This is a genomic window from Actinotalea sp. Marseille-Q4924, assembly GCF_916618755.1.
In the GTDB taxonomy this organism is placed as follows: domain Bacteria; phylum Actinomycetota; class Actinomycetes; order Actinomycetales; family Cellulomonadaceae; genus Actinotalea.
The window spans coordinates 198,799-224,853 of record NZ_CAKAKB010000002.1; the positions used below are offsets into that span (position 1 = coordinate 198,799).

General features: G+C 74.9%; 23 protein-coding genes. 8 read left to right on the forward strand and 15 right to left on the reverse strand.

What is annotated here, in order from left to right; genetic code table 11:
• The first annotated feature begins 41 nt into the window (after positions 1-41).
• Entirely contained in the window at positions 42-284 is a 243-nt protein-coding gene (locus LG379_RS05190; RefSeq protein ID WP_225753528.1) for a DUF6480 family protein, read from the forward strand.
• Here the strand turns inward: LG379_RS05190 and LG379_RS05195 are convergent.
• From LG379_RS05195 to LG379_RS05225, 7 genes are all read right to left on the reverse strand, one after another.
• Positions 260-1,390, reverse strand: coding sequence for an FAD-dependent oxidoreductase (locus LG379_RS05195; RefSeq protein WP_225753529.1), 1,131 nt, complete (start codon positions 1,388-1,390; stop codon positions 260-262). The two genes, LG379_RS05190 and LG379_RS05195, sit on opposite strands and share 25 nt — an antisense overlap.
• Positions 1,391-1,562: 172 nt before the next feature.
• Complete coding sequence (locus LG379_RS05200) at positions 1,563-2,630, reverse strand: cation transporter (protein WP_225753530.1); 1,068 nt, start codon at positions 2,628-2,630, stop codon at positions 1,563-1,565.
• The gene (locus LG379_RS05205) at positions 2,627-3,154 is read right to left on the reverse strand and encodes a transporter substrate-binding domain-containing protein (RefSeq protein WP_225753531.1); all 528 of its coding nucleotides are present in this window, start codon (positions 3,152-3,154) and stop codon (positions 2,627-2,629) included. The genes LG379_RS05200 and LG379_RS05205 overlap by 4 nt, the downstream gene beginning before the upstream one ends.
• A gap of 81 nt (positions 3,155-3,235) precedes the next feature.
• Complete coding sequence (locus tag LG379_RS05210; RefSeq protein WP_225753532.1) at positions 3,236-4,897, reverse strand: FAD-dependent oxidoreductase; 1,662 nt, start codon at positions 4,895-4,897, stop codon at positions 3,236-3,238.
• Positions 4,894-7,119, reverse strand: coding sequence for a molybdopterin oxidoreductase family protein (locus tag LG379_RS05215; protein ID WP_225753533.1), 2,226 nt, complete (start codon positions 7,117-7,119; stop codon positions 4,894-4,896). The genes LG379_RS05210 and LG379_RS05215 overlap by 4 nt, the downstream gene beginning before the upstream one ends.
• Complete coding sequence (locus LG379_RS05220; protein ID WP_370634432.1) at positions 7,119-8,291, reverse strand: MFS transporter; 1,173 nt, start codon at positions 8,289-8,291, stop codon at positions 7,119-7,121. The genes LG379_RS05215 and LG379_RS05220 overlap by 1 nt, the downstream gene beginning before the upstream one ends.
• A gap of 387 nt (positions 8,292-8,678) precedes the next feature.
• Positions 8,679-10,790 (reverse strand): thioredoxin domain-containing protein, encoded by a 2,112-nt coding sequence (locus LG379_RS05225; RefSeq protein WP_225753534.1) that lies wholly within the window; start codon positions 10,788-10,790, stop codon positions 8,679-8,681.
• A 261-nt stretch (positions 10,791-11,051) separates the two neighbouring features.
• Between LG379_RS05225 and LG379_RS05230 the strand changes: the two genes are divergently transcribed.
• The 4 genes from LG379_RS05230 (at position 11,052) to LG379_RS05245 (ending at position 15,403) form a co-directional block, all read left to right on the forward strand.
• Positions 11,052-12,686 (forward strand): LuxR C-terminal-related transcriptional regulator, encoded by a 1,635-nt coding sequence (locus LG379_RS05230; RefSeq protein ID WP_225753535.1) that lies wholly within the window; start codon positions 11,052-11,054, stop codon positions 12,684-12,686.
• A 114-nt stretch (positions 12,687-12,800) separates the two neighbouring features.
• Positions 12,801-13,181, forward strand: a complete 381-nt coding sequence (locus tag LG379_RS05235) for a hypothetical protein (RefSeq protein ID WP_225753536.1) — start codon at positions 12,801-12,803, stop codon at positions 13,179-13,181.
• A gap of 14 nt (positions 13,182-13,195) precedes the next feature.
• Positions 13,196-14,335, forward strand: coding sequence for an NAD(P)/FAD-dependent oxidoreductase (locus LG379_RS05240; RefSeq protein ID WP_225753537.1), 1,140 nt, complete (start codon positions 13,196-13,198; stop codon positions 14,333-14,335).
• A gap of 156 nt (positions 14,336-14,491) precedes the next feature.
• Entirely contained in the window at positions 14,492-15,403 is a 912-nt protein-coding gene (locus LG379_RS05245; protein WP_225753538.1) for a metallophosphoesterase, read from the forward strand.
• Positions 15,404-15,612: 209 nt separating this feature from the next.
• Here LG379_RS05245 and LG379_RS05250 read toward each other — a convergent pair whose 3' ends face one another.
• The gene (locus LG379_RS05250) at positions 15,613-16,020 is read right to left on the reverse strand and encodes a hypothetical protein (protein ID WP_225753539.1); all 408 of its coding nucleotides are present in this window, start codon (positions 16,018-16,020) and stop codon (positions 15,613-15,615) included.
• Positions 16,021-16,336: 316 nt separating this feature from the next.
• Here LG379_RS05250 and LG379_RS05255 point away from each other — a divergent pair, with 316 nt between their 5' ends.
• The gene (locus LG379_RS05255) at positions 16,337-17,110 is read left to right on the forward strand and encodes a hypothetical protein (protein WP_225753540.1); all 774 of its coding nucleotides are present in this window, start codon (positions 16,337-16,339) and stop codon (positions 17,108-17,110) included.
• A 71-nt stretch (positions 17,111-17,181) separates the two neighbouring features.
• On the opposite strand, the gene LG379_RS05260 is transcribed toward LG379_RS05255, so the two are convergent.
• Both LG379_RS05260 and LG379_RS05265 read right to left on the reverse strand, forming a co-directional pair.
• Positions 17,182-17,667, reverse strand: a complete 486-nt coding sequence (locus LG379_RS05260; RefSeq protein ID WP_225753541.1) for a hypothetical protein — start codon at positions 17,665-17,667, stop codon at positions 17,182-17,184.
• Between the two features lie 100 nt (positions 17,668-17,767).
• Positions 17,768-19,606: a serine/threonine-protein kinase gene (locus LG379_RS05265; protein ID WP_225753542.1), complete on the reverse strand. Its 1,839-nt coding sequence runs from the start codon at positions 19,604-19,606 to the stop codon at positions 17,768-17,770.
• 174 nt (positions 19,607-19,780) lie between these two features.
• On the opposite strand from LG379_RS05265, the gene LG379_RS05270 reads away from it, so the two are divergent.
• Positions 19,781-20,293, forward strand: a complete 513-nt coding sequence (locus LG379_RS05270; protein ID WP_225753543.1) for a hypothetical protein — start codon at positions 19,781-19,783, stop codon at positions 20,291-20,293.
• A 70-nt stretch (positions 20,294-20,363) separates the two neighbouring features.
• On the opposite strand, the gene LG379_RS05275 is transcribed toward LG379_RS05270, so the two are convergent.
• Together LG379_RS05275 and folE are read right to left on the reverse strand one after the other, a co-directional pair.
• Complete coding sequence (locus tag LG379_RS05275) at positions 20,364-21,602, reverse strand: NAD(P)/FAD-dependent oxidoreductase (protein WP_225753544.1); 1,239 nt, start codon at positions 21,600-21,602, stop codon at positions 20,364-20,366.
• Positions 21,599-22,237 (reverse strand): GTP cyclohydrolase I, encoded by a 639-nt coding sequence (gene folE, locus LG379_RS05280; protein WP_225753545.1) that lies wholly within the window; start codon positions 22,235-22,237, stop codon positions 21,599-21,601. Before folE ends, LG379_RS05275 begins: the two co-directional genes overlap by 4 nt.
• Before the next feature lie 96 nt (positions 22,238-22,333).
• On the opposite strand from folE, the gene LG379_RS05285 reads away from it, so the two are divergent.
• Positions 22,334-23,017, forward strand: a complete 684-nt coding sequence (locus LG379_RS05285) for a metalloregulator ArsR/SmtB family transcription factor (RefSeq protein ID WP_225753546.1) — start codon at positions 22,334-22,336, stop codon at positions 23,015-23,017.
• Between the two features lie 271 nt (positions 23,018-23,288).
• Here LG379_RS05285 and LG379_RS05290 read toward each other — a convergent pair whose 3' ends face one another.
• The 3 genes from LG379_RS05290 to LG379_RS05300 form a co-directional block, all read right to left on the reverse strand.
• Positions 23,289-23,729 (reverse strand): hypothetical protein, encoded by a 441-nt coding sequence (locus LG379_RS05290; RefSeq protein ID WP_225753547.1) that lies wholly within the window; start codon positions 23,727-23,729, stop codon positions 23,289-23,291.
• Positions 23,730-23,766: 37 nt separating this feature from the next.
• Positions 23,767-24,462: a GAF domain-containing protein gene (locus LG379_RS05295; protein ID WP_225753548.1), complete on the reverse strand. Its 696-nt coding sequence runs from the start codon at positions 24,460-24,462 to the stop codon at positions 23,767-23,769.
• A 167-nt stretch (positions 24,463-24,629) separates the two neighbouring features.
• Positions 24,630-25,838 carry an NAD(P)/FAD-dependent oxidoreductase gene (locus tag LG379_RS05300; protein WP_225753549.1) on the reverse strand — a complete coding sequence of 403 codons (1,209 nt, stop codon included), beginning with the start codon at positions 25,836-25,838 and terminating at the stop codon, positions 24,630-24,632.
• Positions 25,839-26,055 lie beyond the last annotated feature (217 nt).

Consider the following 26,055-nt stretch of genomic DNA (forward strand, 5'->3'; position numbering starts at 1 on the left):
GTCGGCGCGCGCCCGGGCGAGGCGCGACCTACCGTCGGGACATGACGCACTCACCGAACCCGGCCGACCCCGACCCGGCCCAGACCGCGGGCCTGGAGCCCGGCGGCGGTGTGGCTCCGGGGGACACCCCGCCCGGTGAGGCGAGCACGACGCCGGGCGTGACCCAGCACCAGCCGGACCTGCCGAGCGAGCGGACGAACAAGATCATCTATGGCGTGATCATCGCGTTCACGGTGCTCGGAGCGCTGTACTTCCTCGGCTACGCCGTGGGCCTCTTCGGCTGAGGCGGGACGCCGACCAGCGCCACGGGCGCGGGCAGGTCGGTGCGGGTGAGGTCGTCCTCCTTGAGGCGCACGGTGTCGCGTGCGCCCAGGACGACGACGGAGCCGTCCGCCTGCTCGACCTGTGCCGCTCCGGCGTCGGGGCCGAGCGCCAGCACCAGGCGCCGGCGCGCCGGACGGTGCGCCGCCGACGGGGGGTGCCCCGCCATGAGGTCGCGGATGTTCTGCACGACCACCCCGGCGTGCTCGTGCGCCACGGTCGCGCGCTTGTCCTCGGGCATGTCGGTGATGTCCCCGACGGCGAAGAGCCGGTCCTCGCCGACGAGGGAGAGGTGCCGCGTCACGCGCACCGTGCGGTCCCGCCGGCGGAGCGCGACGAGGTCGTCGTCGAGGTAGTCCGTCAGGGGGCGGGCACCGTGGCAGCGGAACCACATCTGCGCACCGATGCTCACGCCCGCGGCGGTCTCGGCCACGAACGGGCCGTACCGGCCGACCTCGTACGGCGGGGGTGCGACCAGCGCGGCGCCCGTGACCAGCTCGACGCCCCGGTCGGTGAGCTGCCGGACGACCGACTCGCGCAGCTCCGGCTCGACGTCCTCCCCGGGGAGGACCCGGTCCTCCCGCTCGACGACGACGACGTGCAGGTCCTCGAACGCGTGCGTCAGCTCCCCGGCGAGCTCGAGCCCCACCGGCCCGCCGCCCTCGACGAGCACGGCGTCGCAGCGGCTGAGGTCGTCCCGCATCCGGGCGAGCGCGGCCACGGCGCCGTCGCGCGTCAGGTCGCCCGTCTTCGCGGGGAACGCGTAGCTCGTCCCCGTGGCGAGCACCACGAAGTCCGCCTCGAGGCGCTGCGTCGTCGACAGCAGCACGACGCCCGGCGAGACGCTGCGCACCCAGTCCTGCAGCACGCGGCCGCGCTTGAGGAGGCCGTCGTACGGCCGGAACACCCGGTCCTCCCACGCCGCGTCGGCGGCCGCGCGCAAGGCCCCGACCGTGTGGACGAAGCCGTCCCGGGGCTCGACGAGGACCACGTCCGCCACGTCGTCGAGCTGTCGTGCCACGGCAGAGCCCCCGTACCCACCGCCGACGACGACCACGCGCGCTGCCACGGCACCTCCCCACCGCTCCGCCCGGTCGCCGTCGACCGGGGCGGTCCCTCTGCCCGTCCATCGTCCGGCGCCGCCGCCGGTCGCGGCGGGGACGTACGGCCCGGGTGGGGCTGACGCGGGGCTCCGAACGGCCGGCGGGCACGCCGCCCCGAGCGCCCCCAGCGGGCCGCCCTCAGCCTGCGTCGTGCCCTTCCACGGCGCGCTCCTCCCGCTCCGCGCCGACCGCGGGCAGGAGGTCCCCGGGGAGCTGCTCGGTCGGGACGACGACGACGTCCTGCACCTTCCAGTCCAGCGCGCAGACCGCCTCGCGCGCCTCCCGCAGCTGCGCGAGCTCCGGTGGGATGCCCGCGATCGGGACGACGAAGGACTCGACGTGGAACACGTGGCCCTCGTCGCGGACCCGCGAGCGGGCCTGCTCCACCCAGGGCAGCTCCCGCAGGCGGGCGTCGATGCGACCCACGAGCGGGTGGACCTGCGTCCCGTCCACCGTGCTCGCCCGGGCATCCATGAGGGCGGTGACCGCGGTGCGCACGTTGGTGACGCCGTCGCGCAGGATGCTCGCGGAGATGAACAGGGCGGCGGCGGCGTCCGCCCACCACAGGCCCACGCCGACGCCGAGGATGCCGACGATGCCCCCGGCGGCCGTCATCCAGTCCGCCTTGTTCATGTCCGCGTCGGCGTGGAGCACCCGGTCGTGCAGCTGCTCGGCGAGGGGCATCTTCGCCCGTCCGAGCAGGACCGGGGGGACGAGCGTGTACGCCAGGGCACCGATCATGAGCCAGCCCGACCACACCTGCTGGCCGGCGACCTCCATGAGCCCGATGGGCGGGTGCTCCTGCTTGAGCAGGCCGGACCCGCTGTCCCAGACGAGGAACGTGCCCATGATGACCAGCGACGTGCCCGCCACGAGGTGACCGACCCCGACCGACCGGTGGTGGCCGTAGGGGTGCTGCGGGGACGGCGGCTTGCGCGTCAGGTGCAGCGCCACCAGGAACGCGAACGGCGGGATGAACGACAGCATGTCCTCCGCCCACGCGGCCTTCATGGCCTGGGAGCTCCCCATGACGAGGTAGAGCAGCACCACGGCAGTGACGAGGAAGCCGATCGTCAGCCACGCGAGACGTACGGCCCGGCGCAGGGCGCGCTCCTGCTCCTCCGGCAGCTCGGTGTGGCCGAACCGCGCGCGGTCGCGGTGGTCGTCGGGGGTCGCGGGGGAGCGGCCGGCCGGTGCGGCGGTCATCCGCCGACCTCCTGCTCGAGCAGGTACCGCTCCAGGGCCACGAGGAACGCGTTCTCGCCCATCGGCGTGAGCATGACGTGCAGCTCCTCCTCGCCCGTCTCGCCCGGCACGCTCGCGTACGGACGCGTCGTGGCGGCGTGCGAGCTCCACGGTGTGCGCGCGGTGAACCCCCCGACGACGACGTCCAGCTTGCCCGCCTCCAGGTCGCCGACGAGCTGCTCCTCCGTGCCGGCCGCCCACACCACCTCGGCGTCCACGGTCCGTGCGAAGCCGGTCACCAGGTCGACCTCGACCCCCGTCGGCTCGAGGGGGTCCGCCTCGGCGCCCTGGGGGAGCTCGGCCCAGGGCGGGTGCGGTGAGACGCCGACGCGCAGGAAGCCGCCCTCGACGCGGCTCAACGTGCCCTGGGGGTCGGCGGGGAAGTGGTCCGGGACCAGCGCGCAGCCGGCGAGTGCGGCCGCCAGCGTCCCGGCTGTGACGAGCGGCCCCAGCCGTCGCCCGGTGCCGGTACGGACGGTGCTCATGGCGCACAGTGAACTCCGTTCGCGCAGGTCCGCACGTCGAACGGGCCCTCCGCCCGGGTCGCGGCGTGACGACCGCGGCCGTCACGCTCCCGGCGGCGGACCCGCGGCGAGTACAGGGACAGCGCTCCGGACCTCGGCGCGCCGCGCACCGACGGCCGCCGGCTCGTCCCCGGCCGTGCCGGGTTCGCTGCGTGCGAGCCAGTCGACGATCCCGCAGACCGCGTCGGTGCAGCCGCCGCAGCCGGTCGTCGCACGGGTGCGCCGGGCCACCTCGGGGACGTCGCGGGCACCGTCGTGCCAGCACGTGACGATCTCGCCCTTCGTCACGCCGTTGCACCGGCACACCGTGGCGCGGTCGGGCATGAGCGTGGGCGACGGCTCGGCCGCCGGCACCGCCGCCCCGCGCACGGCGGGCAGGAGCAGGTGCGCGGGGTCGGCGGGAACGGGGGTGCGGCGCGTGTAGGCGGTCGTCAGGTCGGCGGCGGCGCGCGGGTCACCCACGCACGTGGCCCCGACGACGACGCCGCCCGCGACGACCACCTCGACGTGCCGCCCGGTGCGCGGATCGCTCAGGGCGAGGCTGCGGCGCCCGACGACGTCGCGGTCGGCCGGGCCGTCGTCGGGGCCGCACACCCCCATCGCGACGACGTCCAGCCCGTGCGCCTTGACCCGCACGAGGTCGGTCCCGGGGGCACCGTCGGCCGGTGCGGCCGCGGGACGGTCCGCGCCGTCGCGACCCGACGCCGCCAGACCGTCGGCGAGCGCGGCGGCCAGGCGCCGCGCCTGGTCCCACCCCTGTGCGACGAGCCCGCTGCCGCCCTCGGGCGGCTCGGCGCAGTCCCCGATCGCGAGGACGGCCGGATCGGCGGTCGCCAGGTCCGGTCCGACGACGACACCGCGGCGGACCGCCAGCCCCGCGTCGGCGGCGAGGGACGTCTCGGCCAGCGTGCCCGCGGTCATGACGAGGAGGTCGGCCGGTACGACGGCCGTCCGCGCGTCCGGGGCCGTGCCGTCCGCGGGACGGACCCGCAGCCCGGTGAGCCGGCCGTCGTCGTCGAGGACGACGTCGTCGGCGAACGTCGCGACCCGGTGGGCGATGCCGAGGCGGTCCAGTCCGCGCCCGACGGCGGCCGCCGCGGCGTCGTCGAGCTGGCGCTCCATGAGGTGCGGGCCGCCGTGGACGACGGTCACGGCCACCCCGCGGCGGGCGAGGCCGCATGCCGCCTCGAGCCCGAGGACGCCCCCGCCCAGCACGACGGCGCGGCGTGCGTTGAGCGTGGCGGCGACGATCTCGCGGGCGTCGTCGAGGGTGCGCAGGGCGTGGACGCCGGCGGGGAGGGCGTCGTCGTCGGACCCGGTGCGCGTCCGCCACGCCTCGAGGCCCGGCAGTGCGGGGACGCGGGCACGCGCTCCGGTCGCGAGGACGAGCACGTCGTAGGGGTGCGTGCCGCCGTCCGAGGCGTGCACGACGCGGGCGGCCCGGTCCAGGCGGACCGCGGCGACGCCCCGCAGCACGGTCGGTCGCGGCTCGGCCGGCGACGGGAGGGTGATCGACGCGACGTCGACCTTGCCGGCGACGACCTCGCTGAGGAGCACCCGGTTGTAGGGCTCGTGCTCCTCCGCACCCAGGACGGTGACGCTGAGCGACTCCCGCGCGTCGCCCGCGACCCGTCCGAGCAGCTCCTCCACGAAGCGGGACCCCACCATGCCGTTCCCGACGACGACGACCCTCGTGACGCTCATGGCGTGACCTCCTGGGGTCGGGCGGCGCCGATGTGGGCGGGACTGAGCTGGACGGCGCGGACCTGGACGGCGCAGACCTTGAACTCGGGCATGCCGGAGACCGGGTCGGTCGCGTCGGTGGTGAGGCGGTTGGCGCTGCCCTCGCCGGACCAGTGGAACGGCATGAACACCGTGTCGGGGCGCGCCGTCGTGGTGACGTGCGCGACGGCGACCGCGGTGCCCCGTGCCGAGGTGACCTCGAGCAGCTCTCCGTCGGCCACCCCCAGCCGATCGGCGAGCAGGGGGTGCACCTCCGCGAACGGCTCGGGCTGGGCGGAGGCGAGCGCCGGGACGCGGCGGGTCTGGGCCCCGGACTGGTAGTGCTGGAGCACCCGCCCGGTGACGAGGTAGAGGGGCGCGTCGGGGCGCAGGTCGTCGGCCGGTCCGCGGTGGTCGACGGCGACCATGCGGGCCCGGCCGTCCGGCGTCGGGAACCGGTCGGCGAAGAGGCGCGGCGTCCCCGGGTGGTCCGGCTCGTCGTCGGGCGTGGCGGGGACCGGCCAGAACAGGCCCTCACCGGCGGCCTCGGCCGCGTCCAGCCGCGCGTGCGACAGGCCGGAGTAGTCCGCCACCCCGCCGGCGCTGGCGCGGGCCAGCTCGTCGAAGACGACGGCCGGGTCCGTGTCGAAGCCGCGCGTCACCCCGAGCCGGGCGGCGAGGTCGTGCAGCACCTCGAGCTCGGAGCGCACGCCCGGCGGCGGGTCGACGGCCCGACGCCGCCGCAGGACGCGGCCCTCGAGCGACGTCATCGTCCCGGTCTCCTCCGCCCACTGCGTGACGGGGAGGACGACGTCCGCGAGCTCGGTCGTCTCGGATGGGACGAGGTCGCACACGACGAGCAGGTCCAGCGCCGCCAGCCGCTCGCGGACGGCCTGGTTGTCGGGCGCGCTGACGACGAGGTTGCAGCCGTGCACGAGCAGCGCGCGGGGCCCGCCGGGGGTGCCGCAGCGGCGCAGCAGCTCGACGGCGGGGACCCCGGCGCCGGGCAGGTCGTCGGGGTCGACGCCCCACACGCCGGCGACGTGCCGGCGGGCCGCCGGGTCGTCGATCCGCCGGTAGCCGGGCAGCTGGTCGGACTTCTGGCCGTGCTCGCGCCCGCCCTGCCCGTTGCCCTGCCCGGTGATGGCGCCGTACCCGCTCCCGACGCGCCCGGGCAGACCGAGGCTCAGGGCGAGGTTGATCGCCGCGGTGACGGTCGCGGTGCCCTGCGTGCTCTGCTCGGCGCCGCGGCCGGTGAGCACGTACGCGCCGGTGCCGCCGTTCACGGGTGCCGCGGCGGCGAGCAGCCGCGCGGCGCGGCGCAGGTCCTCCGCAGGGACGCCGCACACCCGTTCCGCGCGCTCCGGCCACCACGCGGCGACGCTGCGCCGGACGTCGTCGGCCCCGGTGGTGCGGTCGGCGAGGTACCCGGCGTCGACGAGGCCCTCGGCCCACACGACGTGCAGCAGCGCGAGGAGGACCGCGAGGTCGGTGCCCGGGACCGCCTGCAGGTGCAGCCCCGCGCCGTCGTCGGCGAGCGCGGCCGTCGCGGAGTGCCGCGGGTCGACGACGACGACGCCCCCGGCCGCCCGCGCGGCGGCCAGGTGCTGGGACGACGGGGGCATCGTCTCTGCGAGGTTGGAGCCGAGGAGCAGCACCGCCTGGGCCCCCCCGACGTCCGCGAGGGGGAACGGCAGGCCCCGGTCGACGCCGAACGCCCGGTTCGCGCCCGCTGCGGCGCTGGCCATGCAGAAGCGCCCGTTGTAGTCGATGAACGGCGTGCGGAGGACGACGCGCGCGAACTTCCCCAGCGCGTACGCCTTCTCGTTCGTCAGCCCCCCGCCGCCGAAGACGGCGACCGCCTCACGCCCGTCCTCCGCCTGGATCCGCCGCAGCCGGTCGGCCACGAGGTCGAGCGCCTCGTCCCACGACGCCGGGTGCAGCGCGCCGTCGGCGCGACGGACCAGAGGAGTGGTGAGCCGGTCCGGCGTCGTGAGCACCTCGGCGCTCGTCCAGCCCTTCTGGCACAGCCCGCCGCGGTTGGTGGGGAAGTCGCGCGGCGTGACGGTGACCGGCAGGGGGCCGGCGGGGGCCGGGGTCAGCGTCATCGCGCACTGCAGGGCGCAGTACGGGCAGTGGGTGGCCGTCCCGTCCGCCGGGGCCGCCCCGCCCACCGCGTCCCGCCCGTTCACCGTGGCCGTCATCAGATGCCTGCGGTCGTCAGGGCCGCTCCCCGGCGCAGGTACAGCGCCCACGTCACGGTGGCCATCACCGCGTACATCCCGATGAAGGCCCACAGCGCCGGCTCGAGGCTGCCGGTCGCGCCGTTCGAGACCGCGAAGCCGCGGGGGATGAGGAAGCCGCCGAACGCCCCGACGGCGCCGGCGATGCCGATGCAGCCGGCGGCGGCCTTGCGGCGGCGGGTGGCGTCGTCGGCGTCGGTCGCCCCGACCTGGAAGACCGCCGGGATCATCCGGTACAGCGAGCCGTTGCCCACGCCCGTCGCGAGGAAGAGCAGGAGGAACGACAGCAGGAAGGCCCAGAATCTCCCCCCGTGCAGCGAGAGGATCGCGCCGAGGGTGCCCAGCGCCATGACGACGTAGGCGCCGATGGTGACCCGGGCGCCCCCGACGCGGTCCGCGAGCATCCCGCCCGAGGGCCGGGCCAGCGAGCCGACGAGCGCGCCGAGGAAGGCGATGCTCAGCGCGACCGCGGGGAACTGGGTGGCCAGGAGCGTCGGGAAGGCACCGGAGAAGCCGATGAACGAGCCGAACGTCCCGATGTAGAGGAACGAGATGATCCAGGTGTGCGGGTGGCGCACCGCGGCGCCGAACGCCTTGTAGTCGCTCGTCGCCCCGGACAGGTTGTCCATCCGACGCCACGCCCACCCGGCGGCGAGCAGGACGAGCGGGATGAACATGAGGCCGGCGCGCTCGAGGTGCAGCCCGGCGCCCAGCACGATGACGATCGGCACGACGAGCTGGACGGCGGCCGTGCCGATGTTGCCGCCGGCGGCGTTGAGTCCGAGCGCCTTGCCCTTCTCCCGCTCGGGGTAGAAGAAGGAGATGTTCGCCATCGAGGAGGCGAAGTTGCCGCCCCCGAGGCCCGCCAGGGCCGCCACGAGCATGAGGGTCGCGAACGACGTCTCCGGCCGGGTGACGACGAACGCCAGCGCGCTCGCGGGCAGCAGGAGGAGCAGCGCCGAGACGATCGTCCAGTTCCGCCCGCCGAACAGCGGGACGGCGAACGTGTAGGGGATGCGCAGGGTCGCGCCGACGAGGCTCGGCAGCGCGATGAGCCAGAACTGCTGGTCGACCGTCAGCGTGAAGCCGACCGAGGCGAGCTGCGGGACGACGATGCTCCAGGACGCCCACATCGCGAAGCCGAGGAACTCGGCGAAGATCGACGGCGCGAGGTTGCGTCGGGCGGTCCGGCGGCCGCCGTTCTCCCAGAAGTGCGGGTCCTCCGGCTCCCAGTGGTCGATCCAGCGGCCGCGGCGCCGGTGGACGACGGGGGCGTCGGGCGTCGTCGTCGTGCCGGCGGGGGTGGTGCCGGCACGGGGTGGTGCTCGTGGGGGCGCTGCCGGGCGGGGTGCTGAGCGTCGGAGCGGACATCGCGTCCTCCTGCGTCGGCGGGCTGAGGACGGTCGGAGTGACCGTGCTGCCGACGCTAGGAAGCCGCTGTTCGGTCGCCGTTCCGGGGGTGTTACCTCCCGGGAACGGTCACCGCACAGCGGTGCCCCACGCGATGTGAGGAGCTGGCGTCAGGCGCGCAGCTGGGCCCGCAGCGTCGCCGGCTCCGTCGTCGGGCGCTCGCAGACGAAGCCGCGGCACACGTACGCCGCCGGGGCGCCGTCCACGAGCGGCCGGTCGGCGAGGAGCGCCACCGGTCCCGGATCGGCGCCCGGTTCCCCGTGGACGACGACGGCGCCGGGTGCGGCCGACCGTCGCGCCTCCGCCAGGAGCGCGTGGGTGCGCCCGTCGTCCGCCGGGCCGACGACGGCGACCTCGCGCGGCCCGTCGAGCAGGGCCTCCGCGACGGCGAGCGCCCACCCGGCGGCGCGGGGTATGCGGGCGCCGACCGCCGCGGGCTCGGCGAGTGCTGCCTCTGCGGCCGTCCGGTGCGGGCTCGAACCGGTGAGGGCCGCCGAGGTGAGCAGCGCCCCCGCGGCGGCGGACTGACCGGCCGGCGCGGGGCCGTCGCCCACGTCGCGCGGACGACGGATCGCCGACAGCACCGAGTCCGTCTCGTCCTCGGCGGTGTCGTACAGGCCGCCCGTGCCGTCGCCGAACCGGGCGAGCACCGAGTCCAGCAGCGCCTGGGCGTGCCCGGCCCAGGAGGTCTCGCCGGTCACCTGCGTCAGGGTGAGGAGGCCGTCCGCGACGTGCACGTAGTCCTCGAGGACACCGGGCGCGGTACCGACGGCGCCGTCGCGCGAGGTCCGGCGGAGGCGGACGGGGTCGCTGCCCGTCACCAGGTGGACGTCGAGCAGCAGCCGCGCCGCGTCTCGTGCGGCGTCGACCCACTCCGGGCGGTCGAGGAGCGCGCCCGCCTCGGCGAGGGCCGCGATCGCGAGGCCGTTCCAGCCGGCGACCACCTTGTCGTCCCGGCCGGGGCGGTGCCGGCGCTCGCGGGCGGCGAGGAGGCGTTCCCGCACGGACTCCCAGCGGTCGTCGTCCTCCGGGTCCGTGCGGAGCTGGAGGACGGAGCTGCCGTGCTCGAACGTCCCCGCGGGGGTGACGCGCAGCAGGTCGGCCGCCCAGGCGCCGTCGTCGTCGCCGAGGACCTCGGTGAGCTGCGCGGGGGTCCAGGCGTAGAACGCCCCCTCGGCGGGCTGCCCGTGCTCGTCGAGGCTGTCCGCGTCGAGCGACGACGCGAAGCCGCCCTCAGGGGTCCGCAGCTCCCGAAGGAGGAACGCGGCGGTCGCGGTCGTGACGCGCGCCGCCGGCGGGGACGACGTCTGGCGCCACCAGTGCGCGTAGACGCGCAGGAGGAGGGCGTTGTCGTAGAGCATCTTCTCGAAGTGGGGGACGACCCAGTCGGCGTCGACGGAGTAGCGGGCGAACCCGCCGCCGAGCTGGTCGTACATCCCGCCGCGGGCCATCGCCTCGAGCGTGCGCTCCGCCATGGCGAGGGCGTGGTCGTGGTCGCGCGCGGGCGTACCGGTGGTCAGCGACGGGTCCTCGGTGAGGTCGCGGACGCGCGCCGCGGCCGTGCGCGCGGAGTGCCGCAGCAGCCACTCGAGCACCATCGACGGCGGGAACTTGGGTGCGCCGCCGAAGCCGCCGCGGGTGGCGTCGAAGGTCTGCTCGAGCGCGGCCAGGGCGGCGCGGGTGAGGTCCGGGGTGACCGGTCCGGTGTCAGGCGCGACCGGCGGCCGTGCGGCCAGCGCCTGGCGGATGCCGACGGCGGTGTCGGTGACCTCCGACCGACGGCTGCCCCACGCGTCGGCGATCGCCTCGAGCACCTGGCCGAACGACGGCATGCCGTGCGCCGGACGCGGCGGGTAGTAGGTGCCGCAGTAGAAGGGCTGCCCGTCGGGCGTCGCGAAGACCGTCATGGGCCACCCACCGCGGCCGGTCATGGCCTGGGTCGCCTCCATGTAGACGGCGTCGACGTCCGGGCGCTCCTCCCGGTCGACCTTGACGGTGACGAAGTGCCGGTTCATCACGGCAGCGGTCGCGTCGTCCTCGAACGACTCGTGCGCCATGACGTGGCACCAGTGGCACGCCGCGTAGCCGACGGAGATCAGCAGCGGGACGTCGCGACGGCGCGCCTCGGCGAACGCCTCCTCGCCCCACTCGTACCAGTGGACGGGGTTGTCGGCGTGCTGCTGCAGGTACGGGCTGGTGCTGCGGGCGAGGCGGTTGGCCATCCAGTTCCTCCGGGCAGCTCGCTGGGTGCGGTGGTCGGATCTGTCCGCACGGGTGTCGACGCAGATGTCGACGCTACGACAGGCCCCGTCACCGTGCCCGAGCACCGTCGGAGCGGGAGCGGTACCCCCGGCCCGCTGCCGGCTCGTGCGACTGCCGGCGACGACGACGCCCCTCCATGCTGCCGGGGGGCCGGCGGTAGAGTGCGGAGGACGGAGGTCCGCGTTCGAGAGCGCAGGGGAGCGCTCAGGACGGGAGCGCTGATGAGCAGTGACGCTGTTCTGCGCCAGGCGCGAGACGCATACCGGGCACACGCGTGGCAGCAGGTCCACCGGCTGTTCGAGACGGCGGACGGGGAGTCGGGCCTCGAGGCCGCAGACCTCGACGCGTTCGCGCGCGCCGCCTACCTGCTCGGCGAGGAGGACCGCAGTGTGCGTCTGCTCGAACGCGCCTACCACGACCACCTCGGGCACGGCCGGGCCGAGGACGCCGCTCACAGCGCCTTCTGGATCGCCTTCCAGCTGCTGAACCGCGGGGAGACGGCGCGGGCAGGGGGGTGGCTGGCCAGGGCGCACCAGCTGGCGGACGAGCAGTTCACCGACCGCCCGATCGCCGGGCTGCTCCTCGTCCCCCGTGCGCTTCACAGCCTGTTCCATGGCGATGCCGCAGAGAGCCTCTCCGTGTTCACGAGAGCCTGGTCGATCGGCCGGCGCTGCAGGGACGCCGGTCTCAGCGCCCTCGGCGGACTGGGTCGCGGACAGTCGATGCTCCTGCTCGGCGACCACACCGGGGCGTTCGCCTCGCTGGACGAGGTGATGGTGGCCGTGACCGCCGACGAGGTCGACCCGATCGTCTCCGGCGTCGTCTACTGCGCCGTGCTGGGGGCATGCCACAAGACGTACGAGATGGAGAGGGCGAACGAGTGGACCCGCTCGTTCAGCAGGTGGTGCGAGAGCCAGCCCGGCCTCGTGGCCTTCCGCGGTCGGTGTCTCGTGCACCGAGCACAGCTGCTCCTGCTGGCCGGGGCGTGGCCCGATGCCATGGAGCAGGTGCGGCTGGCCCGTCTGCGGTTCGCGGGGCCCGACGGCCAGGACGCCATCGGCATGGCCCTGTACGAGCAGGCGGAGCTGCACCGCCTGCGCGGGGAGCTGGCGGCCGCCCAGGACGTGTACCTCCAGGCGAGCGAGGTGGGCCACGAGCCGCAGCCCGGACTCGCTCTGCTGCGCCTCGCCCAGGGGAACCACGCCGCGGCGAGGGCAGGGATCCTCCGGGCGCTCGACGACCCGCTGCTGCGCGACGACCCCAGGACGCTGATGGCGTGCGTGGAGATCGCCCTGGCCGCCGAGGACCTGGAGGAGGCCCGTCGGGCCTGTGCCGCGCTGGCCGCCGTCGCCCGTGACCACGCGACGACGATGCTGTCGGCGATGGACGCGCACGCGCACGGTGCGGTCCTCCTCGCCGAGGGCGACGCCCGCTCGGCGACGGGTCAGCTGCGCAGGGCGCTGGCCGGCTACCGGGAGCTGGGCGCGCCGTACCTGGGTGCCCGGGTGCAGCAGCTGCATGCCCTGGCGTGCCGTGCGCTCGGTGACGACGACGCAGCGCAGCTGGAGCTGGACGCTGCCGCTCGGGTCTTCCGCCGACTCGGCGCCGAGCTGGACCTGGCCACGGCGACGGGTCTCGGTGCCGAGGTCGAGGGGATGAGCACCGGGCCCCTCACCGCCCGCGAGCTCGAGGTCATCCGGGAGGTCGCGACCGGCAAGACGAACCGAGCCATCGCCCGCGATCTCCTCCTGAGCGAGAAGACCGTCGCGCGCCACGTCAGCAACATCTTCACCAAGCTCGACCTCTCCTCGCGGGCCGCCGCGACGGCCTACGCCTACGAGCACCACCTGGTGTAGGGGCGGCACTGCGCAGAAATACCCACGTCTGCGCCATGGCGTCTGCGCGCTTCGTCCGACGCGGCGCCCGCCGGTCCCTTCCTAGAGTCCTCGACATCGACGAGGGCGGGAGTGATGTCGGTGGACCTCGACCTGGCGGTGATCGCCGGTTCCGTCTCGACCACGATCTTCGCGGCCAGCATGCTGCCCATGCTCGTGAAGGCCGGTCGGAGCAGGGACCTGCGCTCCTACAGCCTCGGGAACATCGGCCTGGCCAACCTCGGGAACGCCATCCACTCGGCGTACGTGTTCAGCCTGCCCGCCGGCCCGATCTGGGTCCTGCACTCGTTCTACTTCGTCTCGACCGCCCTGATGCTCGCGTGGTACGTGCGCTACGAGGTCCGGGCAGGCCGGCACCAGGACCGGCACCAGGACCGGCACCAGAGGACCCACGTGTCCCGTCCCCCCTCTCTCGGCGTGCGCTCCGGCACCGTCGCGAGGCAGATGCAGGTGTGACACCAGGAGGAACCATGGAGACGACCCAGACCGTGGTGATCGGTGCGGGTCAGGCCGGCTTGTCCGTCGGCTACCACCTGACCAGGCGGGGTCGGCCGTTCGTCATCCTCGACGCCGGTCGTCGCGTGGGCGACAGCTGGCGCTCCCACTGGTCGACGCTCCGGCTCTACAGCCCCGCCGGCTACGACGGCCTGCCGGGCATGCGGTTCCCTGCGCCCCCTTTCTCCTTCCCGGCGAAGGACGACGTCGCGGACTACCTGGAGGAGTACGCCGAGCGTTTCCGGCTCCCCGTGCGGAGCGGGACGCGCGTCCGACGTCTCAGCCGCGACGGGGATCGTTACGTCGTCGACTGCAGCGTCGACGGGCGCGACGACCGACGTGACCTCCGGGTCGAGTGCGAGAACGTCGTGGTCGCCACCGGGACGTTCGGCCGGACGCCCTCCGTCCCGGACTTCGCGGCGGATCTCGACGCCGGCGTGCTGCAGCTGCACTCCTCGCAGTACCGGGATCCCTCGCAGCTGCGTCCCGGACGGGTGCTCGTCGTCGGCGCCTCCCACTCGGGCGGAGACATCGCCCTGGAGGCGGCGCAGTCGCATCCCACGGTGCTCTGCGGACGCGACACCGGGCAGATCCCGCTCCCGTGGGAGAGCCGGCGCCTGCGCGTCGCGATGCCCGTGCTGTGGTTCGTGTGGGGACACGTCCTGTCGACCCGCACCCCCATGGGCCGCAAGGAGCGCGAAGCCGCTCGCCATCACGGTGCGCCCTTCACCCGCGTCAAGCGGGCCGATCTCGCCGCCGCCGGCGTCGAGCGCGTCACCGAGAGGATGACCGGCATCCACGACGGGATGCCCGTCCTCGGGGACAGCCGCGTCCTGGAGGTCGAGAACGTCGTCTGGTGCACCGGGTTCCAGCAGGACCTCAGCTGGATCGACCTTCCCGTGACGGGTCCCGACGGGTGGCCGCTCGAGCACCGTGGCGTCGTCCGGTCCCAGCCGGGGCTCTACTTCACGGGCCTGTCCTTCCAGTCCTCCTTCCGCTCCATGCTGATCGGGGGCGCCGGGGCCGACGCGCAGTACGTCGTCCGGCACCTGACGTCTCGGAGCCCGGCATCCGCGCAGGCGGAGAGCTTGTCGGGTGCAGCGGGCGCGCGCTGAGCTCGGCCTCGACGGCCCGGGCTCCGAGCTGCCGACGTGCCCCGCCCGGAGCGGCCCCCCGCGCGGTCACGCCGCTCCTGGGCGAGACTGGCCGGACGCCACGGTGACACGGCCGCGACCCGCAAGGGGCAAGACGGACGACGGAGGGACACCCACATGGCGGACCGCGGTCGGAGCCGCCGCCGAACGGCACTGCGGGTCGCCGGTGTCCTCGGGTCGATCGTGCTCCTGCTCGCGGTGTACGGCGTGGCCGTGGAGCCGCGGTTCGTCCTGGACGACCGGCGCTACGAGGTCACGGTCCCGGGTCTCGGCGACTCCTGGGCCGGTACGGAGGTGGCCGTCTTCTCCGACCTGCAGGTCGGGATGTGGTGGTCCAACGAGGGGATGATCGAGCGGATCGTCGACCGTGTGGTCGCGGAGGACCCGGCCGCGGCCCTGGTCGGCGGGGACTTCGTCTACAGCGAGGCGCCGCGGCTGTCGGAGCAGGTCGACACGGTGACCCGGCTGCTCGAGCCCCTCCGCGACGCCGGTGTGCCGACGTACGTCGTCCTCGGCAACCACGACCACGCGGTCGGGGCGTCCGAGGAGCTCACCGCGGCGTTCGAGGAGATGGGCTTCACGGTCCTGCGGAACGAGGCGGCCGAGGTGCCCGCGCCGGCCCCCGCTGCCGGTGCCGAGGGGGAGGAGCCGCTGCACGTCGTCGGTCTGGCGGCCACCCGACCCGGTCTCACGGATGTCGACGCAGCGCTGGGTGGGCTGCCGTCCGACGCGCCGCGCGTGGTGATGGTGCACAACCCCACCGCCTTCCCCCGGCTGCCCGCTGGTACGGCGCCGCTCGCGGTGGCCGGGCACACCCACTGCGGCCAGATCGCGCTGTCCGGGACGCCGGGATGGTCGTACCTCGCACTGACCGAGGAGGAGAAGGTGGTGGCCGATGGCTTCGCCCCCGAGGAGTACGGAGCGGAGGGCAACAGCCTGTTCGTCACCTGCGGCATCGGCTTCAGCATCGTGCCGGTCCGGATCAACGCGGCACCGCAGGTCGTCTTCTTCGAGCTCGTGGCGCCATGAGCACCGCCACGGCGACGGGCCCGCGCGGTGCGGACGGCGGCGTTCAGGAGCCGGCGGCGCCGACGGCGCGGTCGTCGCGCGCCCGGTACCGCCATGTCGCCGTCCTCGGGGGGTGCTGCGTCGGCGCCAGGACGTAGCGGTGCAGGGCCGTCAGCCACAGGAGGGACAGGACTTCGTCGCCGGGACGAGGACGGCCAGGCCCACGCCGGTCACTGCGACGTAGGCGGCCAGGCGTGGCTGGTGGCGGACCAGGAGCCACACCGCAGCCACCGCCATGATGAGGTTCGCCGCCGCTCCACCGCCCAGCTCGAGACGACCTCGAGCACCCGGACGACCACCGGAGTGCCCACCACCAGCGCGTTGAGGCCGTCCGCGACCGCCAGATCCAGCCGGTGCAGCGGCTCCCACCGACTCTCGACCAGGGCCAGCAGGCCCAGGAACGGCACGGCACCCACCAGGACGCCGACCAGGCCCAGGGCCACCGCGCCGCCGAACCGCCCGACGCCGCGAAGGTCCGCCTCCGAGTGGGCCTCAGGAGGCGTCGGGGTGCGCGGCGACGACTCGACCTCGAGCGACCCGCGGCGTCGTCGGGGATCACTGGACGCGCTGGCAGCCATGGTGGCGAAAGCCTCTCTCGCTGGAGGAACCGTCATGACGGTACGTGCGTCGGTGGCGCCCCGCCTGTCAGCAAGTCTGTTTTACGACGACCACATGACCGTTGCTTGGGAATTCGAATCATTATTCTGGACTTTGACCTGCGGATATCCTGGCACGAGCCTGGAAAAGGCCTGGGAATGTGGCCCCCGGAGTCACGAAGGCGTAACGTTCCGACCGCTCGGCCGGCCAGCGATTGCGACGTCCAGAACCGGCTGCGCACGGTGGAGGAGTCCGAACGCCAGAGCCTCCAGGCTCGTGACGGAAGGAAAGACCCCCATGATCGCCACACGCAAGCAGTACCTGGCCGCCCCGGTCGCCATCGCGACCGCCTTCACGCTGACCGCCTGCTCTGACGACAGCGCGGGGCCCGAGGCGGGTACCAGCGTGGAGGACGTCGCCGAGTCCGACCCCGACGAGAACGACCCCGGCGCGGAGCTGCTGGGCCAGACGGTCACCGTGAGCGGTGAGATCGACGAGATCGTCGACGAGACGGCGTTCCGCATCGGTGGTGACGGCCTCGGCGGCGACTCGGTGCTCGTCGTCAGCTCCACCCCGGCCTTCGCCGACCTCGGGATCGAGCTCACGCAGGACCTCGCGGACGAGGACCGGGTGCTGCAGGTGACGGGCACCGTCCGGGAGTTCGTCGAGGAGGACCTCGAGGAGGAGCTCGACGTCGACTACGACGACGAGCTCTACGAGGAGTTCGAGGGCCAGAACGTCATCGTGGCCGACCAGGTCGCGACGCTTCCTGGCGAGTCGCTCACGATCGCCGGTGAGGTCCAGGGCGTGCTCAGCACCGTGGCGTTCCAGCTGGCCGGTGCCGGGTGGAACGTCGTCGTCCTGGACGCCGAGCAGGCTGCCGTGGACACCGGCGAGTACGTCCAGGTCCAGGGCACCGTCCGCCAGTTCGACATCGCAGAGCTGGAGGAGGAGTTCGGGATGGACCTGGACGACGGGGTGTACTCGGTCTACGAGGGCGACCTGGTGCTCGTGGCGGAGAACGTGACCCCGGCCGAGGCGGTCACCCCGACACCGGCACCGGAGGGCTGATCCACCACGCGAGCGACGGTCCCGGCGGAGCCGGGCGTGTCCGCTCAGCACGGCGGCCGGCGTCGCGGCGCTCAGTCCCCGGTGACCGCCGTGAGCCGGTCGGCGACGATGACCGGGTCACCGGCGTACTCCTCGAAGACGTCCTCGTCATACGGGATGGCGTAGTCCTCCTGGAACTCGCCCAGCGACAGCCGTCGGACCGCCCCGGTCACCTCCACGACGGTGTCCTCCGCGATGAGCACGTCGGTCACGTCCAGACCGAGATCAGAGAAGTCGGTCGACGGGCTCATCACGAGCACAGACGGCTCGAACGCGCCAGGATCGCCGATCAGGAACACCCCCGGATCGAGGATCCGCAGCACCTGGCCGCGCACCGTGACGACCCGCTCGTCCCAGCCGCTCTCCCCGTCGCCCGCGTTGAACTCGGCGCCCGCCACGTCGGCGACCGTGACGTCCTCGCCGGGGGCCGGCGGCTCCTGCCCGCATCCGCTCAGGACCGCCACCGCGACGGCGGCCGCCGTCACGGTGGCGCGGATCGTCCTGCTGCTGGTCGACATGCCGTACTCCTCCTGCCGGGGTCGTGGGATCACCCCAGTCTCTGCAGCGGTCCGGAAGACCGCGAACGCGGGTGGTCCCGATCGGGACCGCACGGACCGCTCACGGCCGCGGCTGGAAGCTCCCGACGACCTGCTCGTGGACCGGGAGCATCTCCTCCCACCGTGAGGTGGGCACCGACCAGTAGAGCGCGTACGCCTGGTCCGGTGCCGTGACCACGTTCCGGTTGAGGACCCGCGTGCCCTGGTCCTCCCCGAAGACGAACTGCCAGTCGGCGGCCTGCCACCCCCGGAAGTCCACGGCCTCGATCTCGCCGATGCGCTCGTAGTTCGTGAGCCGCCCGGCGACGGCGGGCTCCTGCTGCTTCCAGTCGGCGACCGGGTCGGCGGCGGGGGTGTCGGTCTGGTCCACCAGCAGGTAGGCCGACGAGGCGGGGTCCCGCAGGTAGACGCGCGGGCCGTCCTGTTCCGCCTCCCAGCCCTGCGGCACCGCGACGCTGAAGCCGCTCGGGTCCGTGTACAGCTCCATCCCCGGAGGCGCGGCGGCACCCTCGGACCCGTCGGCACCGGACCCTTCCTCGGCGCCGCCCTCCGGCGGCGGCTCCGGTGCGGGTGGAGGCGCCGGTGCCGCGGGCTCCTCCGCCGCAGGCTCCTCCGCGGGCGGTGCCGGCTCGCCGCCGTCGGCGGGAGGCTCGGGGTCCGTGTCGGCGCCGCCGGGATCGGCCGGAGCCTCCTGCTCCTGGTCCTGCGTCGCCGACCCGTCGCCGTCCGGCCGGAGGCCGTCGAGCGCCAGGAAGCCCCCGACCACGGCGACGAGCAGCAGCGCCAGGACCACCGGCAGCACGAGGGGCCGTCGACGACGACGGTCCTGCCGGGGCGCCGGCCCACCGCCCGCGGCGTCGAGACCGGGGTGGGCACGCTCCTCGCCCGACGACGGGGGAGTCGGCGCGAAGACCGGCGGGGTACCCGCTGGGCCGGAGCGCGTCGGTGCGGTCCGTGTCGCTGCGGCCTGGGTCGCCCGGGGGTCCGCGACGGGAAGCTGGGAGGTCCCTCCCGACCGGCGGGACGGCACGGCGTCGAGGCGGTCGAGCAGCTCGCGCGCGGCCGGGGCGTCGAGCCGCTCGGCCGGGTCCTTGCGCAGCAGGCCCTCGAGCAGCGGCGCGAGCGGTCCGGCGCGCTCGGCGGCGGGGACGTCCTCGGTGATCACCGCGGTGAGCGTCGCCAGGGCGTTGTCCCGCTGGAACGGCGAGTGCCCCTCGACGGCCGTCCACAGGGTCACGCCGAGGGACCACAGGTCCGCCGCCGGCCCGGCAGGACGCCCCTGGGCGCGCTCGGGGGCCAGGAACGCCGGCGAGCCCATCATCAGGCCGGTCGCGGTCAGGCTGGCGTCCCCGTCGAGCTGGGCGATCCCGAAGTCCACGAGGACCACGCGGCGTCCCGCCGGGCCGTGACGGAACATGACGTTGCTCGGCTTGACGTCGCGGTGGAGGATCCCGGCGGCGTGTGCGGCGGTGAGCCCGGCGAGGAGGGCGTCGGCGATCGCCGCGACCTCCTCCGGCGGCAGGGGGCCACGCTGGGCCACCTCGTCGGCGAGGGTGTGGGCGGGCAGGCGCTCCATGACGATCCAGGGCCGGGCGTCGTCCTCGACGACGTCGTAGAGCGCCACGACTCCCTCGGCGGAGATCCGCGCCGCCGTCCGGGCCTCCCGCATCGTGCGTTCCCGGAGCAGGACGCGCTCCGTGTCGTCCGCCTCGCGGGGCGGGACGACCTCCTTGATGGCGACGGGCCGGTCCAGCAGGACGTCGTGGCCACCCCAGACGACCCCCATGCCCCCGCGTCCGAGCACCTGGTCCAGGCGGTAGCGGCCGGCGACGAGTCGCCCCGTCACCGAGCGGTCGCCCCGACCGGCCGGTGTGCTGGGTCCCCGCGGCTCCGCACTCACCGATCGACGGTATCCGGGCGGACGGCACCCCGCGCGATGACGTCCCGCGCTGGGTCGCGCACTCCGGACCCGCACGCCCGTCGCGGCGGCTAGCGTCGGCGAGGACGGCGGACGGGTCGGTCCTCCGGCGGGTCGGTCCGGGCGGGTCGGTCCGGGGTCGGCGGACGGGTGGTCATGGGGCGGACGCGAGACGGCGGGGGACCGGCACGGCTCGTCCGGTCGGAGGACCTGCACGACGCCGCAGCGGCGGTCCACGCCGACGTCGCCCGGTGGCTGGGCGCCCGCCGTGTCCCCGGGTCCGTCCACCTGACCGGAGCGCTGTCCGTGCCCGGCGTCCTGACCCGAGGCGACGTCGACCTCCACCTACGGGTCCCGCCGGACGTGTGGGAGGAGGCGCTGCCGGCCCTGCGGGACCTCCTCCCGGTCGTCCACCCGGAGATCTGGTGCGCGACGCTCGCGACCTTCGCCGTGCCCCCTGGGCTGTCGGGCGGGCTGCCCGCGGGGCTCGCTGCCACGCCTGTGGGCTCGGAGCACGACGTCCGCTTCACCCGGACCTGGCAGCGCCTCGCGGCCGAGCCCGACGCAGTCGCGGAGCTCAACGCGCTCAAGGCCGCGTCGTGGGCGGTGTCCCCGCAGGAGTACGAGGCGCAGAAGGGCGCGTTCTTCGAGCGGCTGCTGCGGGGCTGAGGGCTCGCCGGCACGGCGCCGTCGGGCTCCGGCCAGCAGGGCGCCCGGACCAGCCCAGCAGCGCGCCGCCTCAGCCCAGCACGTCGCCCAGCGGCACCTGCGGGTCCCGGAGCCGGTCGAGGTCCACCGCGCCGGCGCGCACGACGGCCCGCAGGTCGTCCATGGCGTCCCAGTCCCCGGTGTGCATGGCGGCCAGCACCCGCCCCTGGCGGACCCAGAAGGCGAGGTACACGCCGTCGAGGTCCCCGCGCACGACGAGCTCGTCGAACCCGTCGCGGTCGACGTACCCGACGTACTCCATGCCGAGCTCGTACTGGTCCGTGAAGAAGTACGGCAGCCGTTCGTACGGCTCGCCGGTGCCCAGCATCGTCCGCGCGGCCGCGGCCCCCTGCCCGAGGGCCGTGTCCCAGTGCTCGACGCGGACGTGCTGCCCCAGCAGCGGGTGGTGCGCCCGCGCGATGTCCCCGGCGACGACGACGTCCGGGTGGGAGGACCGCAGGTGCTCGTCCACCATCACGCCGTCGTCGACCTTGAGCCCGGCCTTCTCCGCCAGCGTGGTGCTCGGCACCGCGCCGATGCCGACGAGCACGAGGTCCGCCTCGACGGTGGTGCCGTCGCCGAGGCGCACCAGGGCGACACCCGGCGCGCCCGCGGTGGTGATGTCCTCCACCGACGTGCCGGTCCGCACGTCCACGCCGTGCCGACGGTGCAGCTGGGCGAAGGCGTGCCCCACCTGCGGCCCGAGCACCCGCAGGAGCGGCTCCTCGAGCGGCTCGACCACGACGACGTCGCAGCCGGCTGCCCGCGCCGCCGCGGCGACCTCGAGCCCGATCCAGCCCCCGCCGACAACCACGAGGCGGGCCCGTTCCCGCAGCGCCGCCGCGATCCGCTCCGCGTCGTCGATCGTGCGCAGGTACGCGACGGGAGCACCGCTGTCGTCGGCGAGCGGCAGCCGGCGTGCGGAGGAGCCCGTGGCGAGGAGCAGCCGGTCGTAGGTGATCGTCTCGTCGCCGGCGGTGACCGTGTGGGCGTCGACGTCGAGCGCGGTCGCGGGTGTGCCGAGCCGCAGCTCGACCCCGTGCGTCTCGTAGAAGTCCGCCGGGTGCACGGTCGCGTCCGCGAGCGTCGCCTCACCCGCGAGGTAGCCCTTGGACAGCGGCGGGCGCTCGTACGGCAGGTGCCGCTCGGCGGCGAGCAGCACGAGCCGGCCGTCGAATCCCTCCTCCCGCAGCGTCGCGGCGGCCGTCGCGGCGGCGAGCCCGCCGCCGACGATGACGAAGGTGCGGTGGTCGGTGCTCGAGGTGCTCATCGTCGTTCCTGGTGGGATCGGACGAGGGAGAGGAACTCCGCTCGTGAGGCGGGGTCGCTGCGCAGCGTGCCGAGCAGCGCGGACGTGACGGTGCGGGCGCCGACGGCGCGGGCACCGCGCAGGCTCATGCAGCTGTGCTCCGCCTCGACGACGACGCCGACCCCCCGCGGCGCGAGCTGCTGCTGGAGGTGGTCCGCCACCTGGGTCGTGAGCCGCTCCTGCGTCTGGGCGCGGTGGCTGACCACCTCGACGAGCCGGGCGAACTTGGACAGGCCCAGCACCCGCTCGCCCGGCAGGTAGCCGATGTGCGCGACGCCCGTGAAGGGCAGCATGTGGTGCTCGCACACGGACGTGACGGGGATGTCACGCACGAGGACCAGCTCGTCGTAGCCGCCGTCGTTGGGGAACGTGGTGAAGTCGAACGGCTCGGCGGTGAGCAGCTCGGCGTAGGCCGCCGCCATGCGCCGGGGCGTCTCCGTTAGGTGCGGCGAGTCGAGCGACTGGCCGAGCGCCCTGAGCAGCGCCGCGGCAGCGGCCTCGGCGGCGGCGAGGTCGACGACGGCGACCTGGGGGACGAGTCTCGGACGCCACGACCTCTCCGGTGGGGCGTGCCCGGTGGCGGATGCGTGCTGCACGGCGACCTCCTCGACGTTCTAAAGAACTCCTGACTCGACGGTAGAAGTTCGAGGAGTTTTCGTCAATACTTGTCTCCGTTAGGGATGGAGGTTCCCGTGGGCGATCTCTCAGGTCGGCTGGAAGGCGTCGGTGTCCTCGCCGAGCCGGCGCGCCGGGCGCTGTACGAGTACGTCCTGCGCCAGCAGGAGCCGGTGAGCCGCGAGCAGGCGGCGCAGGCTCTGGGCACTCCGGTGCACTCGGCGAAGTTCCACCTCGACAGGCTCGCCGCGGCGGGTCTGCTGGAGGTCGAGTACCGCCGGCTCTCCGGCCGCACCGGGCCGGGAGCGGGCCGGCCGGCCAAGCTGTACCGCCGCTCGGACAGGGAGGTCTCCCTGTCCGTCCCGCCGCGCCGGTACGACCTCGCAAGTGACGTCATGGCGGAGGCCATCGAGCGGGCGACGCGGGGCGGCGTGCCGGTGGCCGAGACGCTGCCCGCCGTCGCGCGCGAGACCGGTCGGGAGCTCGCCGACGACGACGCCGCCGGAGCCGTGGGGCGGGGCAGCGGCCTCGAGCGCGCGCGGGCGGTGCTCGAACGGAACGGGTACGAGCCACGCGTCGTCGGGGGCGACCTGCGCCTGGTGAACTGCCCGTTCGACCGGCTCGCGGCCGACCACACCGGCCTGGTGTGCGGCATGAACGTGTCCCTGGTGGAGGGCGTCCTCGAGGGGGTCGGGGCGACAGACCTCCAGGCACGGCTCGCGCCGGAGGCGGGGTACTGCTGCGTCACCGTGCGCGGCTGACGGCACGGCGCGTCACCGGCACGCCCGGGTGACCGGCGCCGCCCCCGTCCACCCGTCGCAGCGGGGGCGGCACCGTCCATCCCACCCCGACGGCGTCGTGGCGCGTCGTGGGCGAGGCGTCCGGGCGCCCTGCAGGGGGGAGGGGCGCCCGTCCAGCAGATCGACCGGTGGGGGGTCCGGAGATCTGTGCGCCAGGCTACGACCGGGGATGAGAGCGCTCACATGGACGAAGGTCCCAGATGGCCGGGCAGGTCGGTCCTCGGGCGGGTCGTCAGCCGGCTGCGTCGTCGGCCCCGGCCGCGTCGTCCGTCGGGCCCGCTCCGTCCGCCTCGGGGTCCGTCGTCACCCGCGCGATGACGTTCGCGCGCAGCTGGCGCGGAACCGGTGCCGCGCCGGGCCCGCCGTCTCTCAGCCACGTCGCCAGGTGCGCGGTCGCTTCGGCGCCGGCGAGCCGGTCGAACCACACGGGGCGCGCGCCGGCCTTCCGGCACGCCGCCGCGGGCCGCGCGACGACCACGTCCCCGCGTTCGCACTGGTCGAGGCACTCGGAGAGCGTCAGGCGCGCGACGCCGTCGTCGGCCAGGCGGCGCAGGCGGGCGAGCTGGCCGCCCGGAGCGTCGGCCTCGCCGAGCGTCTCTCCGGCGCACAGGCTGCAGGCGGTGAGACCGGGGACGTCGGGGCGCGGGGCGCCGGCCGCGGGGTCGATGAGCACCGGCGAACGATACGCCGCGCGACGCCCGTGAGCGGGGTCAGGGGGCGGGCAACGCCACCGACTCCGCGGGACCCGTCACCCCCGTCGCCGCGCGGCATGCCGCCGGCACGTCGCCACCGTGGTCGGCGACGGCGCGTCGCAGCTCGCGGAGGGCCTGGAGGACGTCGACACCCGTCTGCTCGACGAGCGCCTGGACGGCCTGGTCCACGAGGAGCGCTGCCTCGCCGGAGCGGCGGATCGGTGCGGGAGCGGACGTGAGGAGGCTCTCGCAGAGCTGGACCGCCCTCGCCACCTCCTGCGCCGCGGTGTCGGCGGCCATGACTTCCATGGCGGTCCACCGGCGCGGCCGGGGTCCGAGCACGGCGATCGCGACCGCGCAGCGGGCCCCGGACCGCGCGGGCGCGACGAGGGCGGAGCGCACCTGTGCCTCCTCGGCCGCCGAGCGCCACGCCGGCCACCGGTCCGTGGTGAGCACGTCGGGCACGGCGAGGACCTGCGAGCTCGAGAGCGCGTCGGTGACCGGTCCCACCTGGGTCGCGAGCGCCACGTGACCCGGGTCCCGACCGACACCTGTGAGCTGCCCCGCGGACCGCTGGACCGCCGTCGCGGCCACACCGGGACCGAGACGCACGGCGAGCCGGGCGGCGGCCATGCGGACGTAGGTCCCCAGGACGGGCACCGTCGTGAGCGCCTGGCGCCCGGTCGCGCGGTCCGGCTGTGCCGCCGCCGTCACTGCACGCTCCGCAGGGCTGGGCGCGCGACCAGGGTCTGCACCCCGCCTGCCGACGAGCCGACGACGTCCCGCCTCACGTGCGCCCCTCCCGTAGTCCTTCTCACGACACTACGCGCGACGGGGCACGGCGCATCCAGAGCAGCGGGTCCCGGACGGCGGGACGCGCCTCAGGACACCTTCCCGCGCAGCAGCCGGTGCCAGTACACCTGCGGCTCGACGTGCCGGTCGAAGAGGAGCAGGCTCCGGCGCGGACGGACGAGGTCGGGCAGGCGGACCGTCGGCTCCGCGCGTCCGGCCCGGTCGAACTCGGCGAGCAGCAGCCGACGGCGCGACGTCGTCACCGGCGCCACGGAGTAGCCGCTGTAGCGGCGCATCGGCCGGCCGGTGCGTCGTGCGGCGATGTTCTCGGCCACGACCGGCACCTGCTTGCGCAGCGCACCACCCGACGGCAGCGCGTCGGTCGCGGCGGCGTCCCCGAGCCCCCACACGCGCGGGTGCCGGACGTGCTGGAGCGTCCCGGGGTCGACGGCGACGAAGCCGGCGCTGTCGTCCGTGGCCAGCCCGCTCGCCGCGACCCACCCGGGAGCGCGGTGCGGGGGAGCGAGGTAGAGGGCGTCGTAGGGCACGGCCTCCGCGGACCGGTCGGCCGCCGCGCCGTCGGTGGTGACGTGGAGCACCTGCTCGACCGGGTCCACCGTCTCGAGGCGCACCCCGGTGCGGACGCGCACGCCGTGCTCCGCGGCCGCCTCGCGAAGCAGCCGGTCCGCACGACCGAACGGCACCAGGTCGTCGCTCTCGACGAGCAGCTCGATCTCGACCCCCTCCAGCACGCCCTCGCGCCGCCAGTGGTCCGCCGCGAGGAACAGCGGCTTGAGCCCCACGGTGGCGCAGGGCACGTGCCGGTCCGCGATCGCGAAGACCGCCCGACCCGCGCGCAGCCCGGACAGCATCGTCCAGGTGTCCGCCGCGTGCTCCGGCAGGTAGCTCGTCGACGCCGCCGGGGTGTCCATCGCCTCCCGCGACCCCGGGATCGCGTCCCAGTCCACCTCCGAGCCGGGGCAGACGGCGAGGTCGCCGTAACCGAGCTCCTCCCCGCCGGACAGCCGCACCACCGACCGCTCCGGGTCCACGCCGACGACGCGGTCGACGTACCGGTGGCACCCCGCGGGGACCACGTCCTCCTGCGGGCGACGCAGGTCCTCCAGCGTCGCCATGCCGCCCGCGACGTACGAGAGCAGCGGCCGGTAGTGGTGGACGAGGCTCGGGTCGACGATCGCGACGTCGCGGCAGCCGTCGCGCTGCAGGCGCGCGGCGAGCGAGATCCCGGCGTTCCCGCCGCCGATGACGACGACGTCGTGGTGCCGCGGGGTGCTCATGACCGGTTCACGCTCCAGACCTGCCGACGACGGGACCAGGCCACGCTAGGAGGGCGGGTGCCGGACCGCGCGGCGGGCCGGGCGCCGGCCAGCCGATCCACAGGTGGGTGCGGGCCCCCTCCGGACGCCCGCCGGCTCGGGCATGGCAGGGCATCGTCCACGCGCGCCTCACGGGGCGCGCCCGTACGGTCCGGCAGGATCGTCGTGAGCGAAGGAG